The following is an 18,608-nucleotide window of genomic DNA, read 5'->3' as shown; positions in this document are numbered from 1 at the left end:
GCCCGGCGTCAATCTGCCTTGATTTCACGCATCTTGGGCAGGCTCTTGACCATCTGCAGGCCCATGCGCAGCTGATTGTCACGCGCAAGCTGTTCCTGCGCGTCATTGGCCGTATTTTTGCCCTTGGCCGCCTTCTTGTCCGGTTTGGTTTCAAGATGGCGGTTCAGGTCCTGCTCGCGCAGCATCATGCGCGGGTTGTCCTTATCTTCGGTGCGGGGCGCTTCAAAGGGGATTTCCAGGTCAGGCACGATGCCTTCGGCCTGAATGGAACTGCCGTTGGGCGTGTAGTAAAGAGCCACCGTGAGCTTGAGGCCGGAGCCGTCAGCCAGGGGAATGATGTTCTGCACAGAACCCTTGCCGAAGGAGCGTTCGCCCACAATGAGGGCGCGCTTCTGGTCACGCAGCGCGCCAGCCACGATTTCAGAGGCAGAGGCGGAACCCGCGTTGATAAGAACCACCATGGGAACGCGCACGTCGTCGCCCTGCTTTTTGGCCGTGTACACACGCTCGGTGTTCTCGCGGCGGCCCTTGATGGAAACGATGGTTCCCTTGTCAAGGAAGACGTCAGACACGCTTACGGCCTGATCCAGCAGCCCGCCGGGGTTGTTGCGCAGGTCGAGCACAATGCCCTTGATGCCGCCAGTGGCCTTGCTTTCTTTTTCAGCGGCCTTGAGGGCTTCTTTCAACTCGTCAGTGGTACGCTCGGAGAAGCGCGTGAGACGCAGCCAGTAGTAACCGTCTTCCAGCTTCTTGGACTTGACGCTGATAAGGGGGATGGCGTCGCGCGTGATCCGCACGGTTTGCGGATTTTTTGATTCGTGGTGCAGAATGACCAGTTCAACTTCCGAACCCTTGGGGCCGCGGATGCGCGACACCACTTCCTGAAGGGACAGTTCCTGAGCTGGCTGGCCGTTGATGGACAGAATGATGTCGCCCGGCTGCAGACCGGCACGGAAGGCCGGGGTGTCTTCAATGGGGGTCACCACGGTGATCTGGCCGTTTTCCTGAGATATTTCTATGCCCACGCCAAAGAACTCGCCGGAGGTGGTCTCCTGCATTTCTTTGTATTCATCGGTGTTCATGAAGGTGGAGTGGGGGTCAAGCCCTTGCAGCATACCCTTGACTGCACCGTTGATCAGGTCACCCTGGGTTACGTCGCGAACATAATAACGCTCCACCAGATCAAGTACCTGGCTGAAGCGCTTGAGGGCATCGAATTTACTGGGAGCATCCTTGGTCTGCTCTTTGGCCGGTTCCTTGGCAGGTTCCTTGGCTTCGGCGCTGTGCACTACGCCCTGGCACGCCAGAGCGACACCGAGGAGCAGTGTAAAACTAAGTACATATGAACGGAAAAGAAGACGCATTGACGTTCTCCACACAACTGAATGGACGTAAGGGGCACCGCAACATGGCGGTCCTCGGCGCAGAAAAGTGGGCGCGCGCCCCGTGACGCCGGAACAGGGCAATTGTGCCCAAACCAGCGAACATCAGTCCATACTGAACTTTTTTGATGAAAAAGGCAAACCAAAAGGCGGGCATTACCGCATGGCAAGCCTGCCTGCGCCCGAACCGGCACGAGAGGAAGAGCCGTGCGGCCCGAGCATGCTGTTTTGAACCGCTCGGGCAACTGTAAGCCGCCCCCGGTAAGGGCGCAAGCGCGGATGTGCCCCCTCGGCCCGCAGCGGCTGCCCTGGTTTTTGAAGAACCGTTTTGCAGGACACAACGCTGGCCTGTGGATGCAGACTGCGCAGCCGTTCAGAGCAGTTTATGAATGAAATGAGTTAACTGCTCTGCAAGGATTTTCAGGAAAACCCTTGCCGCGAATGCGGGCAGGCGGGCTTTTGCCTGCCGTACACGAGCATTTCAAGTGTTAAATGCTCCAGTGCATGCGTGAGCGCCGTAGCCGGCGCGGCCCCAGACCGGGAGGCCCAACAGCACCAGTGTTCCCACGCGGATCCGCTCTCGCGCCGCCGTGGTCCGTTAGAGCTTCTTACCTTTGAAAAAGGTTGCACGCTCTAGAGCAGATTAACTTTGAGAATCTACATTCTCAAAGTTTAAGGCACGCTCACTTCGGCGTTTAACCGCGCAGATAAACTGCGCTGACGCCTCCGTAGCGAACGTCTGCTCACGCAGCCGTCAGAGCAATTTAAAAGTTAAATTGCTCTAACGCTGCACGTACGCGTAGCGCGCCGCCGTCTGCGTGGATTCTGCCAAGAATCGCATTTTTCGGCAGAATGACACGTTGAAATGTGAAGCATTTCAACGTTGATCTGCTCCAGGACGGCGCTGCGCATGTTTGCGGCCAGATTGAAAGAGGGCCGCCAGCACCTGCCGGCAGCCCCGCCCCCTTTGAGACTCTTTAACACATCGGATTTACTTGCTGCGACCAGCGGGCGCATCGCCCGACTTCTCGCCTGAAATCTTGTGTGGTTGCTCCCTCTCGGCCAATCGCTGCTTACGTGGTTGGGCCCGCACGGGGCGCGCCCTTTGTCAGCGCATCAGCTGGCTGGTGCAATCCCTGGTTGAAAGTGAATTACTTGCAGCATTCGCTGGCGTTGAAAAAGGCAGCTGTGCCAGCGCCGCACACGGGGCAGGCGTCACAGGGGCCTTCATGCGTGTAGCCGCAAACCTTACAGATGTAATAGTCGGTCGCGGGCAGACCAGCGGGGTTTTCAAGGGCTTTTTTGTACAGGGTGGCATGCACTTCTTCGACAGTGTTCACAAAGTCGAAATACTTGGCGATGGCGGTCTTGCCTTCTTCCTCCGCGTCCTTGATCATTTCGGGATACATCTTGGTGAATTCGTAGGTTTCACCTTCAATGGCCGACTTGAGATTGGCGACAGTGTCGCCGATTTTACCCGCATTGCGCAGGTGCGCGTGGGCGTGGATGGTTTCGGCGGCGGCAGCTGCGCGGAAAAGTTTGGCAACCTGGGGCAGGCCTTCTTTGTCGGCAGCCTGGGCGAAAGCAAGATATTTGCGGTTGGCCTGGGATTCACCGGCAAAGGCCGTCATGAGATTTTCCTGAGTCTTGCTCATTGGTTACTCCTTGTAGTGTTGATTTATTATGTTTTAGTTTTATCAAGAACGATTCCTATTTAATCAATAGCCCGGTGCTTGTAAAGCTTTTTTTGTAATAATTTTGTCCGTGCTGTGTGCAAATGCTGATATCTACATAAAATAATTATCGTTCAAGGGCAATTTCACGTTTGGGGCATTTTGGCAAATACGGGAGCAGACGCTCTTTGTGGAGGCGTAAGAACAGTTTCTTCGGGCGGTTACGTTCTGAAGCTCGCGCGTCGAAATTTTGGGGAATGTATGTTTTCAAGGGTACCCTGCTCTTCATCTGCTGTCCAATCAGTGCGGCCGGTCGTGGGGGCGGCGTATGATGGTGTTTGTCGCAGCTCAGGCCGAATTTTCTGGTGTGGATGTGCGTTGTGCCGCTCGGCCGCAGTGACGGCCTGATCTCGTCGAATCCCACGCGTGCGGGTGCGCGACATTTACGTTTTCGCAGGGCGCACATTTGTCTGCCAAATCCTCGGGCGTGCGGGCATGCGCGGCTGGCGCGGCCCACTTGCTGCCAGGCCGCCACTCCGCGCGGCCAGTCCTGCGCCCCGGCGCTGCCGCCGTTGCCTATGCCTCCGGCTGCGGTTACACTGCACATATGGACGCCCGCAATATTATTGAAAAGCTTGCTCTCGCCCCCCATCCAGAAGGGGGATATTACCGCCGTACCTATCAGTGCGGGCAGATGCTGACGCCACGGGGCATGCCCTGCGGGTTTGAGCAGCCCCGGCCCGTATCGACAGCCATACTTTTTCTGCTGCGGGCAGGGCAATACTCACGTCTGCACCGCATACGCCAGGATGAGTTGTGGCACTTTCATCTTGGCGGGCCGTTGCGGCTGGCCTGGATAGACCAGGGGGGCCGTGCCCGCGAAGTCATCCTGGGGCCGGATATTTTCAACGGGCATGTCTTGCAGTTTGCCGTGCCCGGCGGCCACTGGTTCGGGGCCACGCCAGCGCCCGGCTCCGGGTTTTCACTGGTGGGGTGTACGGTTGCCCCCGGTTTTGATTTCACCGATCTGCATCTGGCCCGGCGTCACGAACTGGAGCGGCGTTTTCCCCTGGCGCTCGACTGTATCCGCGAATTCTGCCCGCCAGACGCCCCGCCGGACACCTTGACTGACGCCTCGGTTCTGGATTTGCCGCAGCATGCGCGACGTGACGAAAGCGACCATGAAGATGAGCCCCTGTGGCACTGCGAGGGGCACGGGGCATGAGCCGCTACGCCGTTCCCGCCGCCAGCCCGGACCAGCCGCACTGCACGGAAATACTCATCCGCCGCAGCCGTTTTCTTGCTCTTTGCGCCCACACGCCAGGCCCCGTTGCCGCTCGCGCCTTTGTGGAAGAAATACGCAGGCGTCACGCGGACGCCACCCATAACTGCTGGGCTTATGCGGCGGGAGCGCCGGGGCATACGGCACAGATAGGCTCTTCCGACGATGGCGAACCCCACGGCACGGCCGGTCGGCCCATGCTGCAGGTGGTGCTGCACAGTGGCGTGGGCGAGTTGTGCGTGGTGGTGAGCCGCTGGTTCGGCGGGGTCAAGCTCGGCACTGGCGGGCTTGTGCGCGCCTATCAGGACAGCGTGCGCGAAAATCTGTCTTCCCTTCCCTTGGTGGAGCGTGTGCCGAAGGCCCGCCTGGCCCTTACGGTGGAATACGCCCATGTGGACGCCCTGCGCCGCCTGTTGCCGACCTTTGAGGCGCAGACAGCGACCGAGGATTATGCGGCCCAGGCCCATTTTACGCTGCTGCTGCCTGAAGAGCACCTGGCGCAGTTCGAGCTTGCCCTGGCAGGATTGAGCAACGGTTCGGCCGTCTGCCGGCGCATTGAAATGGAAGACGTTTGAGCCGTATTGGCGGCAAGGCTCAGCGACAATACGCTCGGGCAATACGCCGAGATAATATGCCGCGCGTGTTTTTTATGCCCGCATGAGGGCGACAGGCCGCTGCGCGTTTTTCAAGAAGGCACGCGCTGTTGTTACATGCAGACCAGGTTTTTATTTTGTAATTGCCCCGGCGGCCGTGTGAAACGACGCCCGCCGTGAAGGCGTGTGTCGTTTCAGCCGTTGCCGCAGGGGCTGCGTATGCTTTAAGCCATGCGACAAAGAAACTGCGCAAAATAATCGGTATGTGAAACGGCGTGGTCCTTTTCGTGCAATAGCAGTCGCCATGCAAAGATCGCAGGTTTGCCACAATTGCATAACGCAAGTACTGCTACATAGCTGCGTGCGACTGTCGTGAAGGTCAGCATTGCTGCGTATCCGCGCGCAACGCGATGCAAGGGGCGCGCCATGGGCATTGCAGCTGCCTGCCCGCAAACGTCGTCCGCGCTGGCGTCGCGTTTATTCCACCACTTTCACAGGCAGGCCAGGGGCAAGGCGTACCTGACCGTCAACGACCACCAGATCGCCTTCGGTCAATGCCCCTTCCACAACGGTGACTCCCTTGTGCTCAAACAGGGCCTTCACTGTGCGGTAGGCGGCGCGGTTGTCCTTGTCCACCACATATACATAGGATTCGTCCCGACCAGACTGTACCCCGCGCGAGGGCACGGTGAGCACCTGTTCGCCCATGCCAAGGGGCAGTTCAACCTGCACGAACTGGCCGGGCCAGAGATGGCGGTCGGCGTTTTCAAATGTGGCCCGCAGGCGGATGGTGCCGGTGCGCGTGTCCACGGTATTGTCGACCAGGGTCAGCAGCCCGTGTTCCGGCTGCGCGCCTGTAGGCGTGGCGGTAACGGGGACGCTTTCAGTGGCCATGCGGTCCAGTATGACGGGCAGATGTGCCTCCGGCACGGAAAAACCCACATAGATGGGGGAAAGAGTGTCGATGGTCACAATGGGCGTTGCGTCAGTGGATTTTATCATGTTGCCCTTATCCACATTGAGCGCTCCGACACGTCCGCTTATGGGGGCCACCACTGTGCAGTAGGCAAGGTCAAGGGCCGCGCTTTCCTCGGCAGCCTTGTCAGACTGCACCGTGGCGCGTAGCGCCGCCGCCTGGGTAGCGGTTTGTTCGTAGGCTTCACGGCTCACATAGCCGCCGCCCACCAGCTTTCCGTAGCGCGCCATGTCATCCAGTGCCTTGTTGAGTTGGGCCTGCGATTTGGCCAGCATGCCGCGTTTTTCACGCAGTACAGCCTCGAAAGGGCGCGGGTCGATGGTGACGAGTGGTTGCCCTTCCTGCACATCCTGCCCTTCCGTGAAATGAACCTGCTGTATTTCGCCCGCCACGCGCGGCCTGACGCCCACAGAGGCCGATGCCCGCACGTTGCCCACCACATGCAGCAGGCGCGGAACATCGGCACGGGCCACAGCGGCCGCGCGCACAGGTGCCGGGGGCGGCCCGGAAGATTTCTGGTCGTTGCCAAAGCAGCCATTCAGAGCTGGAAGCAGCGCAATGGTCAGGGCCAGCAGCAGAGCCCGAGGGAAGGGAGCATGGCGCAGATGCCCCGCAAGGTTGGTACAGGAAAAAAATGGCATCGGCGGGCGGTTGTCAAAGGGCGTCATGGATATATCCTTAAAAGCATGGACAGCAAATACACGGGCAGCACAAAACAGGGCTTCCACAGGCCGGCCTGAACCAAAAAGCGGGTGTGACCATGCGGACAGGTTGAAGCAAGGGCCGTCCGGCGTCAAGTGAATAGAGGCCCAAAGCGTCGTATTTTGGTCTGTTTGCCAACATTGACTTTCACCCCCTTCCCGGCATAATTACGCCTCTTTTTTGCAGCAGGATTTTAACCTTCGCCGTAGGGCGATACAAGGAGTGCGAGTTGGCAAAAAACCGCGCATTGCAGCAGTGGCGGGTGGAGGACTCCATCGAACTGTACGGTATCCGCAATTGGGGTGCCGGATATTTTGACGTTTCCGATGCGGGCGAAGTGGTTATTTGCCCGCAGGGCCCCAAGGGGCCGCAGGTTTCAATTCCGGAGATCATATCCGGCCTGCGGGACAGGGGCCACGACATGCCCGTGCTTTTGCGCGTGGAAAATATTTTGGACTCGCGCATAGCGAATATTCACGAGAGTTTTCGCAAAGCCATCAAAAATCTCGGCTATGCCGGGGCCTATCGCGGTGTTTTTCCCATCAAGGTTAACCAGCAGCAGCAGGTGGTGGAAAAAATCGCCCAGTTCGGGGCACAGTATCACCACGGGCTTGAGGTAGGCTCCAAGGCCGAACTTATCGCCGCGGTGTCGCTGATGCAGGACCGCGAGGCCTGCATCATCTGCAATGGCTACAAGGATGAGGAATTCATGGATCTGGGGCTTCAGGCTTTGCGCCTGGGCTTCAACGTCTTTTTCGTGCTTGAAATGCCCAGCGAACTCGGCGTGCTGCTTGAGCGCAGCAAGGTTCTTGGCGTGCGGCCCAACATTGGCGTGCGCGCCAAGCTGGCCGTAAAGGCTGGCGGGCACTGGACGGATTCCGGCGGCGAGCGTTCCACCTTCGGCCTCTCTCCCGCCCAGATCGTGGACGTGGTGGATACGCTCAAGGCGCACGACATGCTTGATTGCTTCAAGCTCCTGCACTACCACCTGGGTTCGCAGGTTTCCAACATCCGTGACATCCGCACAGGCGTTATGGAAGGCGCGCGTCTTTACGCGGGACTTATGGAAGAGGGCGCGCCCATGGGCTACCTTGACCTTGGCGGCGGCCTTGCCGTTGACTACGACGGTTCGCATACCAACTATATTTCTTCGCGCAACTACAGTCTGGACGAATACTGCACAGACGTGGTTGAGGCCATCATGAGCACCCTGGATGAGGCAAATGTGCCCCATCCGCATATTATCACCGAATCGGGGCGCGCCACTGTGGCCTATTATTCGGTGCTGCTGTTCAACGTGCTGGACGTGAGCATTGTTGAAGAAGTGCAACTGCCTGACGCTCTGCCCGAAGGCACGCCGGAACCTGTGCAAAACCTGCGTGAAACGCTGGCCAACATCAGCCTGCGCAATCTGCAGGAATGCTATAACGACGCCATCTACTACCGTGACGAGATGCGGCAGCTTTTCTCGATGGGGCGCGCGAACCTGCGCCAGCGGACGTTGGCCGAGCGGTTTTTCTGGGCCATCATCATGCGTATCGCCCAGGAAAAGACCCGGCTCAAGAACGTACCCCGCGATCTGGCCGATATTGACGTGAGTCTGGCCGATATCTATTACGGCAACTTCAGCGTGTTCCAGTCCTTGCCCGACACCTGGGCCATTGACCAGCTTTTCCCGGTCATGCCCATCCACAGGCTCAAGGAGTTTCCGGCGCGGCACGCCATTATTTCGGACATTACCTGCGATTCGGACGGACGCATCGACCAGTTCATCGACCCGCAGGGCATGAAGCCCACGCTGGAACTGCATCCCCTGCGTGACGGCGAGGAATATTATCTCGGCGTCTTTCTTGTGGGCGCGTACCAGGAAACCCTCGGCGATCTGCACAACCTCATGGGGGACACCAACGTCGTGTCCATCCGCGTGGCCGATGACGGAAGTTATGAGTACGTGCGCGAAATTCGTGGCGACTCTGTGGCGGACATCCTGAGCTATGTGGAATATGACCCGCGCCGCATTATTGAAGACCTGCGCGACACTGCCGAGCAGGCCGTGCGTCAGGGCCGCATTTCGCCCAGCGACAGGTTCTCCATCATGCAGGCCTTTGAAGACGGTTTGCGCGGCTATACCTATTTTGAAAGGTAGGCCGCTGCAAAAAATGCGCTCCATGTAGAGGGAGCGCATTTGCGGATAGAAACATCCCAACAGGGCACGCCTGTTGCAGCACGTAACAGGGCAGGCACGCTTACAGCGAACCAAAACAGGCGGCGGGCATTGGCCCGCCGCCTGTTTTGGAACATTTCAACGTCAATCTGGCCTGGCTGATGCGTCATTTACGCCTGCTGCCTACGGGGCACATTGCGCACGCTGCCGTGTGACTGCTTGTCCCTGTACATGGCCTGGTCGGCCCGTGAAAGCAGCGCGTCCAGATCCGTACTGTGGTCGGGGTAAACGGCCATGCCGACGCTGAAGGTAATGGCGACGGGAATACCCTCGGCGGGCAATCCTTTTGCCAATTCTCGACGCGCATTTTCCAGGGCCTCCCGTGTTCGTGCTTCGTCATTTTCTCCCGGCAGTATGAGAATGAACTCGTCACCGCCTATGCGGGCAAGGGCGTGGGGTTTGGGAGCGTATTTGCGCATGGTGGCCGCAAAATGCTGCAACACCCTGTCTCCCGCCTTGTGCCCGTAATCGTCGTTAATGGGCTTGAATTTGTTCAGATCCAGATAATACAGGCTGAATTTCTTTTCAGGGTCGGTTTCGATTCGCTGGCCAAGATCGTTAAAGAGTCCGCGCCTGTTCAAACAGCCTGTCAGGGCGTCGATATACACAATCTCTTCCAGGCGGCGGTGCGCCAACGCCATGTCGTACCTGCGCTGCACCAGCATGGAAACCAGCAGGCTGAGCAGTATGCTGAAGCCAACGTAAAGCCATGTTTCCGTGAGCTGGTACCATGCCCTTTTTGCAGAAAGCTTGAAAAACCATTGGGTATTGAGTATGTGCACAGGCATTTCCAGGTAGGGAGCGCCCCTGGATTCAGGGCTGGTGCCCATGGCGAGTATCTGGCGATCGCCGCCGTACGGGCTTTCTCGCCAGATTTCATAGGGCAGACCCAGTTCGTCAAGCAGCCTCAACTCCGCTCCCTTGAGTACTTCAGGGAAGTTGAGCGCAATGGAAGCGATCCCCCAGAATTGCCTGGCCTTGTTCTTGCCGTCGGTATAGACCGACAATCGGCCCATCAGGCCCGTGCCGCCCGTTATGATGGGTACGGGGCCCGCCATGACCATGTGGCTGCTGTGTCTGGAGCGTACCGTTTCCCAACTGCCGAAAGAATAGGTCAATATGTCCTTGCCCAGCAGCGCCTCGTTGCCCTGTGTGGGATATACATGGCTTACTATACCCTTGGGCGCCAGAACAATGGCCTGAATACACGAGTCGTCAAGAAGCGCGGCTGCTACCTGCTCAAAATTTTCGATCTTACCGCTGCCCGTAATGGTAATTGCGGCAAGTGTTTGTGTTTTATAGAAATATTTTGTCAGGATACTTGTCAGTTTATCTGTTTGCAACGTAAATACGCTTTCGAGTTCAGCGATACGCATCTGAGCGTTGCGCTGCACAAGAAACCCTGCTCCCAGCAATGTTAATGACAGTGAAATTGCAAGCGCCACGAAAAAATGCCGACAGTCTTTCAAACATCTGCGCATGCAAGCCTCCATATGCTGCCGGAAATGATTTCATGTTGCCCCCCACGCAATCTTTGCCAAATGCAATCGTTGACAGTAGAGGGCCGCTATCGCGCTGATTGTGCCACGTGAGATGCCTCAGTTCTCAGCCAGATATGGCGGTCTTTCGCATCGTTGTTTCAACTCGCGCGAAATTGCAGCGCGCAGGCGATGGCAGGGGCGCATACGCCGCTGGTCAGCATGGGCGCGTTGCGGCTGTCCAAATCATGGACGCGGCATCATTTATATGGGTAAAAATTCGTATCCGTATGGGCTGCCAGTCACGCCGTAGGAAGTTTTGGGGCACGACCTGTAGTGCGTTCAGACGGTTGTGGGCTGAAGACAAGAGTGCTTGTTCTCCGCTACCGCAGATGGCTCCGCCACATCTGCCCGGTGCGGCAAGGCAGGCGGAAATCGGACCGACAGCGCGGTTTTTTGTTCCGTTAAAGCAAAAGACCAGATGGCGTTCCTTGGAAAATGGCATAAAACATTTATAAGAAGAGGTTCAGGGTTGATGATGTGCAGAAAAAAGTCAGCCACTGTGAATTTTACGCAATACTGTATTGAAGCCGTTAAAATACAGTACGCACAGGTTTCGATGGCAGCAAATAACAAAGGCCACAAAGAAAGCAATGATTCTATGTCGTTATATATTTTTAAATGTTTTTACTCATAGCAGTGTATATATCAATATCAAGAAAAATTGAAATTAACAGGCATTGTAGAATGCTTCAACGTACAAACAAAAATTATAAAATACAAAAATTTTTATAAAAAGTGCAATACGCCAGACAGTAAAACAGCGACTATGTGTAGTTGTTTTTTTAGTAGTAAAGCAGATTGCATGGTTCTTCAATAATAAATAATGCGCAATGCTGCAGAGATGTTAAGGATGATTCCTCACAAGACAATAACGGTCGGATCACTGGCTTGGCCCGGGGCAAGGTTGGGAGCAGGCGGACACAACGCCGTAAGCATGGTGCCGTGGCCCTGTGTGCCCGGGAGGCTACGGCAAAGAGCGTTGGAGTATCATCATGCCGTGTTCCATACAGTTCCCGACGTTCTCGTGGGGGCGCAGGTTTGAATGCGGTCATAGGGGCAGAGTGTCAATTGCGTGATTGCGCGCCACATCGGGCTGTTGGCTGTGGGAGGCGGCCTGTGTGGGATAGGTATGGGGCGGGTGCGTAGCAGAACAAAAAAGGACGCACGGAATTTCAGTACACTCTTGGAATTTGGGTGCGCCACACAAGAATAAAACTTGCCGCCAGCAGCTTGGGGGGCTGGGATTGGAATATCTTAGTCCATCTATGCAGCCAGAATCATACCGTAATGGAAATGTTTTGCCGTACGGACTGCACATTCGCGGTGCTGCCGGGGGCCGGAGTGTCAACAGGAGCGACGCTTACAGAGGACGTGGAGGCGACTGGCGCTGAAATGGTAACGGATGCCGCTGCTGAATTTGCTTCAGCTTGAGATGCGTCGCCTTGAGGTGCGTCGGCAGCGCCTTTCGCCTGTCCGTCATCGTCTTTTTGAGTTTTTTGAGCCTTTTTTTCAAGACGGCGCTTGAGTTCCTTCAAATTTCTTTCTGAAGTCTCAGATACACTTTGCTGCATATCAAATCCTACCTGACGCGCGGCTTTTTTACCTTCGCGGACGAGTTCAGCCATAGACTTGGCCGAAGCGCATGCAGCCATACCAGCAGACAAGATGGCGTTTTGTCTGCTGGCCATCAGGCTCACATCACTTTGAGCAGCAACATGTTTGGCTTTGATATAGCGTGACTGTTCATTATCCATGCTGAAAAAATTTTGAGCCATCATGCCATCTGAACCAATAGATATGCTCATGCTGGGCCTCGTTCGCGTTAGAGTGCCATTGGTTGATTTATCGACTTCTGACTAAATTACTTTATATCCTTTCATAATGAGGCGCAGAGGGATTACATAGCGGCTGAGATATGAGGGCAGCATTATACGGCCCTCCGGGAGGAAGGAGAAGAAGGGGGAAAATATTTTGAGGGGCCTGGTCACCAAGCGGTCACCAAACAAAAAAGGCTTATAGCAGTTTTTGCTATAAGCCTTTGATTTTTAGTGGTGCGCCCGAAGAGATTCGAACTCCTGACCTACAGGTTCGTAGCCTGTTGCTCTATCCAGCTGAGCTACGAGCGCGCAACGAAGGGGAATCTATATTAAGTCGCAGTGGCCGTCAAGCTTTTTTCAAAATATTTTTTGAAAATCTGCGAACTTAGTTGAAATTTTCAAACAGTATTCACCCCGGGGGAGTGATTACAGACAACGCGATGCGTTGTCAAGACACAATAAACCGTTGACAGAAAAATCTGTCCTCAAAGGCACTAGGCTTCGATGCCGTTAACGGCACGAGCCAGACGCGAAATCTTGCGCGCGGCCTTCTTCCAGTGCATGGCGCCCTTGCCGGCGGCCTTGGAAAGCACGGAAGTGGCGGCCACCAGAGCTTCATTGGCCTGAGCCTTGTCGGTGGCCGTGATGGCGGAACGCACCTGTTTGATGGCGTTCTTCACGCGGGTACGGGCGGCGCGGTTACGACCGGCCCTCTGCAAGCTCTGCCTGTGACGCTTGATGGCTGACTTATGGTTGGCCACGGTATCCTCCACTATGTTGGGCTTGCGCTGGCAAGCCATGAGTCTGAATTCTGATGCGCTATCGCGAAGACGGGTTGTTAGCACAGCCCCGTATGGCTGTCAAGCGCTGTGCCGGATTTCCGGCGGCATACTTTCTTTTTTTCAACTATTCCGGTTGTTCCGGCTTGCCGATGGGCGGAACCGGAACAACCGGAAACGGAACATACCCGGACAAGGTTACATTTGCAAGGCCGCAAAATCGGCCAGACGGGCAAAGCGACCCCCAAGGGCCTGCAACATGGCCAGACGGTTGCGTCGCAGGGCCGGGTCATCGCACATGACCATAACGCCGTCAAAAAACGCGTCCACTGCCGGTCGCACTTGGCTGAGGCAGGCCAGAGCGCCAGCGTGATCCTGCGCAATCCACATCTGGTCAAGCCTCGGCAGGAGTTGATCCAGCGTGGCGGCCAGGGCCTTTTCCGCATCTTCCTGCAAGAGCTCCGCGGCCCACTGGGCGGGAATTTCTTCAGCCTGACCCTGCTTGCGCAGGATGTTGGCCACGCGCTTGAAGGTCTGGGCAGCCTCGGCAAAGCCGGCCTCACGGCTGAAGGCCGCCAGAGCGCTCAGGCGTGCGCCGCATTCCGTCACCTGTGCGGAACCCGCGCCAAGCACGGCGTCCACCAGCAGGGTGTCCTGCCCCTGACTCATGAAATGGTTACGCAGCCGGGCAGCGAAAAATTCCATCAGTTTGTCGAGGGCTTCGGCCGGGGGCAATTTCCACTGCCTGTCGCCATACAATTCCTGAGCCTTGGCGAAAACCTGACGCATGTCCAGCGACAGGCCGAAATCCAGCACAATACGTATGATGCCCAACGCGCAACGGCGAAGGCCGTTGGGGTCTGCCGCGCCGGTGGGTATCATGCCAAGGCCGAAGCAGCCCGCGAGGGTGTCGGCCTTGTCGGCCAGAGACAAAAGCGCTCCGGCCATGCTGCCCGGCAGGGGAGAATCCGGCCCGGCGGGAAGGTACTGCTCGGCAACGGCCTGGGCCACCGTGGCGTTTTCGCCTTTACGCCCGGCGTAGATGCCGCCCATGATGCCCTGAAGCGTATCAAATTCGCCAACAAGCCCGCTGACCAGGTCGGCCTTGGAAAGCCGTCCGGCGCGCGCGGCGTCGGAAGCGAGGTCGGGCGCGCAGGTTTCAGCCAGCCATTGGCACAGCGCTTCAAGACGGCGCGTCTTGTCGCCCATGCTGCCGAGGCCGCCGATAAAGATGACCGTATCAAGCTTTTGCAGCCAGTGGTCAAAAGTATCGCGCAGGTCGGCGCGCCAGAAGAAACGGGCGTCGTCGAGGCGGGCTCGCAGCACTCGTTCCCATCCGCGTTTGACAATATCCATGTCCTCGGGGGTGATGTTGAGAACCGTCAGAAAATGCGGCAGCAACTGGCCCTGGGCGTCTTCAATGCCAAAGCTTTTCTGGTGGCTTTCCATACTGGTCAGCAGCACCTCGCGCGGAACCTCAAGGTAGGCCGGATCAAAATCCGCCAGCAGGGGCACGGGATGCTCGGAAAGCCCCTGCACTTCGTCAAGGAGGCTGTCTTTCCACAGAACCTTGCCCCTGGCGGCCACGGCCTGGACATTGCCGCCCTCGATAATGATCGTGCGGCGCTGCGCGGGATCAAGGGTGATGGCGCAGGGCCCGGCCAGGGTTTTCAGAAAATCGTCGGCATGGGCCACGGCAAAGGGGCCGGGGCCGTGGATGCGGTGGCCGCAGGTTTCGCGCCCGGAGGTCACGGGGCCGACCTCAAAGGGGATGACCTCGCTGTCCAGCAGGGCCAGTATCCAGCGCAAGGGGCGGGCATAGGCCAGGGAGTAATCGCCCCAGCGCATGCGCTTGGCAAAGGGCAGGGCCGTGATGACGGCCGGGCATATGGCCGTCAGCAGGCCGCTGGCGTGCGCGCCGCCGGTGTGCTTGCGCACGGCGACATAGACGCCTTTTTCGGTCTCCTGCTGAAAAACATCGTCCAGGGTGCAGCCATTGGTGCGCACAAAGCCTTCAAGGGCCTTGGTGGCCTTGCCGTCGGCATCGTAGGCCACGCGAACGGGCGGACCAGCCACGATGTCTTCGCGCTCAACCTGCACGGGATTAAGATTTTCAATCATGACCACGGCGCGGCGCGGCGTGCTCATGACGCGCAAATCGCCATACTCCAGACCGGCGTCACCAAGAGCCGCGGCAAATCTTGCGGAGAGTTCCGCCTCTTCGGGAGCCAGAAAACGGGAGGGCAGTTCTTCGCTGCCAATTTCAAGCACAAAGGTGGCCACGGCTTTACCTCGCATCCTTTTTGAGCATGGGATAGCCCAGTTCTTCGCGCTGAGCCGCGTACAGACGGGCCACGCCCGCCGCCAAAGCCCGCACCCGGCCGATATAGCCGGTGCGTTCAGTGATGGATATGGCCCCGCGCGCATCCAGCAGGTTGAAGGTATGCGAACATTTCAGACAGTAATCGTAGGCGGGCCAGGGCAGCCCCAGTTCCAGCATGGCCTTGCACTGGCCTTCAAAATCACTGAAATGGCGCAGCAGCATTTGCGCGTCGCTGGCTTCAAAATTGTGGCGTGACTGTTCCACTTCGTTCTGGTGGTAGATGTGGCCGTAGGTCACATTCTTGTTCCAGGCCAGATCGTAAACGGATTCCACACCCTGAAGATACATGGTCAGGCGTTCAAGACCGTAGGTCAGTTCAACGCTCACGGGCGAAAGGTCAATACCGCCCACCTGCTGGAAGTAGGTGAACTGGCTTACTTCCATACCGTTAAGCCACACTTCCCAGCCGAGCCCCCAGGCGCCGAGGGTGGGGGATTCCCAGTCGTCTTCCACAAAGCGGATGTCGTGCTGTGCGGGATTGATGCCAAGGGCATTGAGACTTTGCAGATAGAGATCCTGCACATTGTCCGGCGAGGGCTTCATGATGACCTGAAACTGGAAATAGCGCTGCAAGCGGTTGGGATTTTCGCCGTAGCGCCCGTCCGTCGGACGCCGCGAAGGCTCCACATAGGCCACGCTCCAGGGTTCGGGACCGATAACCCGCAAAAAGGTATGGGGGTTAAAGGTGCCTGCCCCGCATTCCACACCGGAGGGCTGCTCAATGACGCAGCCCTGCCTGGCCCAGTAATCTTGTAGGGTGAGTATCACGTCCTGAAAATACATGTGCTGTCCTTTATAGCAGATTAACGTTGAGAATATATATTCTCAACGTTTAAGATACGCTCGCTTCGGCGCTCAACCGCGCAAGTAAATAGCGGTGCTGTCTTCATTCGTAAGCCCTTCGGGCGCGTTAGCCGTTGCAGCGTCAGCGGCTTACGGATAACGACAGCGACTCTTTGGGTAAGATTTTTGCGTAACTCATTGCCGTCTTTGCGGCAGCCGTTGCCCGCAGGGCTTGCCTGAACCGTTGACGGAACCGTCTTACGGGGCAGGACAGCATCGCTACGGATGGCGACAGCGATTGTAAGGGACAAACCGTGTCGTTACGCATGCTGTCTTCAAGCGTAGTTTCCTGCGTCACAACGCTTTAAGCCTGCGTCACAATGCTTTAAGCCTGTGTCACAACGCTTGAAGCATCCGTAGCTTCCTGCGTCACAACGGCTAAAGCAACGACTGAAGCTGCGCTTACACCTTTGCGGCGGGCGTCTGCTCACGCAGCCGCCAGAGCAATTTCAAAGTGAAATTGCTCCAGAAAACGCTGATTGAAACGACTTGCGGGCTGTTGTCATGACAGGGCGCGCACAGCGCGCACCCCCGAAACCTTAAACGTCCGCCACTGTGCGCAGGGCAGCGGAGTCGAAGACAGAAAGCCGCCAGTCAATGTTTCCCTGTTATGCAGTGCCCCGTGGTCTGGCAAAAAATTTGCTTGGACCAGACCAGTAAAACCGCAAAACCACAAGCCAGACGAACCGTTCTTGTCATACACGGCGAAAAAAGCCCCCCTCCCACGCCAGCCCCAGGTGGTATTGCACAAAACCGTCAATAACCCGTGAGCAGGCCCGCCGGTCCGCTGGAGGCAGTTCCTCCGCGTGCCAGCCGGATGGCAATTCTTGCTGTACATGGCGCAAAAGGTCAAGTCCGTCGGCGCTCAGTTCCACGCCATAACGCACTGGTCCGGCCTCGGCACGGCAGGAAGGGCAGCGTACGTGCCCTTCGTCCACCACAAACTGTCCGGGGCCGTTCAGTTCGCAGCCGCACAGCCCGCACACGTCAAGGCTTGGCGCGAAGCCCAGCGCGCCCGCCAGACGCAAGCGGAAGAAAAGGGGAAAAAGCGCGGGCAATGTCGCGGCCTCCTCAAGGGTTCGCCGCATGTCTTCCACCAGCACAAAGGCCTCGTCGGCTCCTTCGTCTCCCACCCCAAGGGCCTCCACAAAGCGCAGGCAATTGGCGGCAAGACCCATACGCCGCCAGTCACGCCGAAGCGCCTGGGGGCCGTTCAGCAGCACGGCTTCTTCCAGGTTGAGAAATCCGCCGCGCGGCGAAGTTTTCACCCGGCAGTGCAGGCTGTTGAGCACGTCAAGGCAGCCGCAAAAGCGACGCCTGCTTCTGCTTCCGCCAAAGGCGAACAGCGTCAGCAGGCCGTGCTTGCGACAAAGGGTTTTCAGCCAGAGGTCCGACTCACGAAAGTGCCCCATCCGCAGCACAAGCGCGTGATCGGCCCATTCCGTCATGGGAGCGCCGGAGGAAAGGTCAGCGTGCGCACCTGACCGCTTGCACCCACGGGGGGAAGCTCCTCGCCATCATAGCGCAGGCGTACTCCGCCCGCGTTGCCGAGCTTCAGTTCCAGGCTCTTGGTGAACGTAAGGGCAAAGGTATCGCCCTTGCGCAGGGAAAACTGCCTCGTATCGGTATGATCGGCATTGGAATGCACCCAGCATTCTTCCGTGGCCGTAATGATGACCTTGTGGGGGCCAGTCACAGGCGTCTGCGCCGATGCGGCGGGGGTGGCTGCGGCAGTGCCGGGCGTTGTGGCGGGGCCAGATGTTGTGGGGGGGGCCGCCGGTATGGTGCCCTGCGCGCCAGGGGTCTGCTGCGCACCGGAAGCGGCAGGCGCTGCGGGGCGGCCAGTCTGCGGCCCGCTGTCTGTGGCGGCTGCGGCGGGTTGTCCGGCAGTGCCGTTCTGGCGTGCTTCACGCCCTGGCACAAGATTGCGGGCTTCAGCTCCAACAGACGGCGTTTCCGCGCTGTCCGGGCTTTGCATGGGGGCGGGTTGCGCCTGGCGGCGTGTCTGGCTGGTCAGAACATCCAGCGCGCCGTGCTGCCAGACCAGGTAGACGCCAATACACAGCAGCACCACGACAAAGACGGACAGAAAGGGTTTGAAACTGCGCCGTGGGGTCAGAATGACGTCCGGCAGGGGCGTCTGCTGTATGGAAGCCTCTTCGTTTTCAGCCTCCAGAGCGGACAGGGCCGCGCTGACTTCTTCAGTTGAAAGCCCCACATATGCGGAGTAGGAACGAATGAAACCCTTGGTATACGCCAGATGGGGCAAAGAAGAGGAGTCCCCCGCCTCGAGCGCGCGCAAAAGGCGCGCGCCTATCTTCAGGTGGTTGGCCGCATCTTCAATGCTGAGGCCCCTTTTTTCGCGCTCCGCGCGAAGGACCGCGCCCAGTTCCTCTAAGGTCATGCAAAGCCT

13 protein-coding genes and 1 tRNA gene are annotated in these 18,608 nt (G+C 57.8%); 3 read left to right on the top strand and 11 right to left on the bottom strand.

The annotated features are described in order from the left end of the window. Window positions 1-8 precede the first annotated feature (8 nt). Window positions 9-1,364 (bottom strand): S41 family peptidase, encoded by a 1,356-nt coding sequence (locus tag ACZ5DH_RS08055; protein WP_464253815.1) that lies wholly within the window; start codon window positions 1,362-1,364, stop codon window positions 9-11. Window positions 1,365-2,533: 1,169 nt separating this feature from the next. Continuing rightward, window positions 2,534-3,037, bottom strand: a complete 504-nt coding sequence (locus ACZ5DH_RS08050; RefSeq protein WP_464253814.1) for a rubrerythrin family protein — start codon at window positions 3,035-3,037, stop codon at window positions 2,534-2,536. A 484-nt stretch (window positions 3,038-3,521) separates the two neighbouring features. Between ACZ5DH_RS08050 and ACZ5DH_RS08045 the strand changes: the two genes are divergently transcribed. Further along, a complete protein-coding gene (locus ACZ5DH_RS08045) occupies window positions 3,522-4,280 on the top strand; it encodes a cupin domain-containing protein (RefSeq protein ID WP_464253813.1) in 759 nt (252 codons plus the stop codon). Continuing rightward, window positions 4,277-4,912, top strand: a complete 636-nt coding sequence (locus ACZ5DH_RS08040) for a YigZ family protein (protein ID WP_464253812.1) — start codon at window positions 4,277-4,279, stop codon at window positions 4,910-4,912. Before ACZ5DH_RS08045 ends, ACZ5DH_RS08040 begins: the two co-directional genes overlap by 4 nt. 495 nt (window positions 4,913-5,407) lie before the next feature. Here the strand turns inward: ACZ5DH_RS08040 and ACZ5DH_RS08035 are convergent, their stop codons facing one another. After that, window positions 5,408-6,574: an efflux RND transporter periplasmic adaptor subunit gene (locus ACZ5DH_RS08035; protein WP_464253811.1), complete on the bottom strand. Its 1,167-nt coding sequence runs from the start codon at window positions 6,572-6,574 to the stop codon at window positions 5,408-5,410. Between the two features lie 263 nt (window positions 6,575-6,837). Here ACZ5DH_RS08035 and speA point away from each other — a divergent pair, with 263 nt between their 5' ends. Then, window positions 6,838-8,754 (top strand): biosynthetic arginine decarboxylase, encoded by a 1,917-nt coding sequence (speA, locus tag ACZ5DH_RS08030; protein WP_464253810.1) that lies wholly within the window; start codon window positions 6,838-6,840, stop codon window positions 8,752-8,754. Between the two features lie 188 nt (window positions 8,755-8,942). Here speA and ACZ5DH_RS08025 read toward each other — a convergent pair whose 3' ends face one another. The 8 genes from ACZ5DH_RS08025 to ACZ5DH_RS07990 form a co-directional block, all read right to left on the bottom strand. Further along, a complete protein-coding gene (locus ACZ5DH_RS08025; protein WP_464253809.1) occupies window positions 8,943-10,226 on the bottom strand; it encodes a sensor domain-containing diguanylate cyclase in 1,284 nt (427 codons plus the stop codon). A gap of 1,424 nt (window positions 10,227-11,650) precedes the next feature. Then, entirely contained in the window at window positions 11,651-12,178 is a 528-nt protein-coding gene (locus tag ACZ5DH_RS08020) for a hypothetical protein (RefSeq protein ID WP_464253808.1), read from the bottom strand. Between the two features lie 244 nt (window positions 12,179-12,422). Continuing rightward, window positions 12,423-12,499, bottom strand: a tRNA-Arg gene (locus tag ACZ5DH_RS08015). Between the two features lie 185 nt (window positions 12,500-12,684). Then, the gene (rpsT, locus tag ACZ5DH_RS08010; protein WP_464253807.1) at window positions 12,685-12,951 is read right to left on the bottom strand and encodes a 30S ribosomal protein S20; all 267 of its coding nucleotides are present in this window, start codon (window positions 12,949-12,951) and stop codon (window positions 12,685-12,687) included. A 216-nt stretch (window positions 12,952-13,167) separates the two neighbouring features. Further along, window positions 13,168-15,252: a glycine--tRNA ligase subunit beta gene (glyS, locus tag ACZ5DH_RS08005; RefSeq protein WP_464253806.1), complete on the bottom strand. Its 2,085-nt coding sequence runs from the start codon at window positions 15,250-15,252 to the stop codon at window positions 13,168-13,170. Window positions 15,253-15,256: 4 nt separating this feature from the next. Then, window positions 15,257-16,135, bottom strand: a complete 879-nt coding sequence (gene glyQ / locus ACZ5DH_RS08000) for a glycine--tRNA ligase subunit alpha (RefSeq protein ID WP_291300885.1) — start codon at window positions 16,133-16,135, stop codon at window positions 15,257-15,259. 755 nt (window positions 16,136-16,890) lie between these two features. Further along, window positions 16,891-17,643 carry a DNA repair protein RecO gene (gene recO, locus ACZ5DH_RS07995; protein ID WP_464253805.1) on the bottom strand — a complete coding sequence of 251 codons (753 nt, stop codon included), beginning with the start codon at window positions 17,641-17,643 and terminating at the stop codon, window positions 16,891-16,893. Then, entirely contained in the window at window positions 17,640-18,599 is a 960-nt protein-coding gene (locus ACZ5DH_RS07990; RefSeq protein ID WP_464253804.1) for a RodZ domain-containing protein, read from the bottom strand. Before ACZ5DH_RS07990 ends, recO begins: the two co-directional genes overlap by 4 nt. Window positions 18,600-18,608 lie beyond the last annotated feature (9 nt).

It is taken from the genome of Desulfovibrio simplex (genome assembly GCF_055387835.1).
The sequence above is the reverse complement of the archived record's forward strand: the minus strand, read 5'-3'. Positions and strand labels throughout refer to the sequence as shown.

What these genes read in the sequence shown, in the direction of transcription:
- ACZ5DH_RS08055 (WP_464253815.1), bottom strand. Translation starts at nt 1,364, where the DNA reads ATGCGTCTTCTTTTCCGTTCATATGTACTTAGTTTTACACTGCTCCTC.
- ACZ5DH_RS08050 (WP_464253814.1), bottom strand. Translation starts at nt 3,037, where the DNA reads ATGAGCAAGACTCAGGAAAATCTCATGACGGCCTTTGCCGGTGAATCC.
- ACZ5DH_RS08040 (WP_464253812.1), top strand. Translation starts at nt 4,277, where the DNA reads ATGAGCCGCTACGCCGTTCCCGCCGCCAGCCCGGACCAGCCGCACTGC.
- ACZ5DH_RS08035 (WP_464253811.1), bottom strand. Translation starts at nt 6,574, where the DNA reads ATGACGCCCTTTGACAACCGCCCGCCGATGCCATTTTTTTCCTGTACC.
- ACZ5DH_RS08020 (WP_464253808.1), bottom strand. Translation starts at nt 12,178, where the DNA reads ATGAGCATATCTATTGGTTCAGATGGCATGATGGCTCAAAATTTTTTC.
- glyQ (WP_291300885.1), bottom strand. Translation starts at nt 16,135, where the DNA reads ATGTATTTTCAGGACGTGATACTCACCCTACAAGATTACTGGGCCAGG.
- recO (WP_464253805.1), bottom strand. Translation starts at nt 17,643, where the DNA reads ATGACGGAATGGGCCGATCACGCGCTTGTGCTGCGGATGGGGCACTTT.
- ACZ5DH_RS07990 (WP_464253804.1), bottom strand. Translation starts at nt 18,599, where the DNA reads ATGACCTTAGAGGAACTGGGCGCGGTCCTTCGCGCGGAGCGCGAAAAA.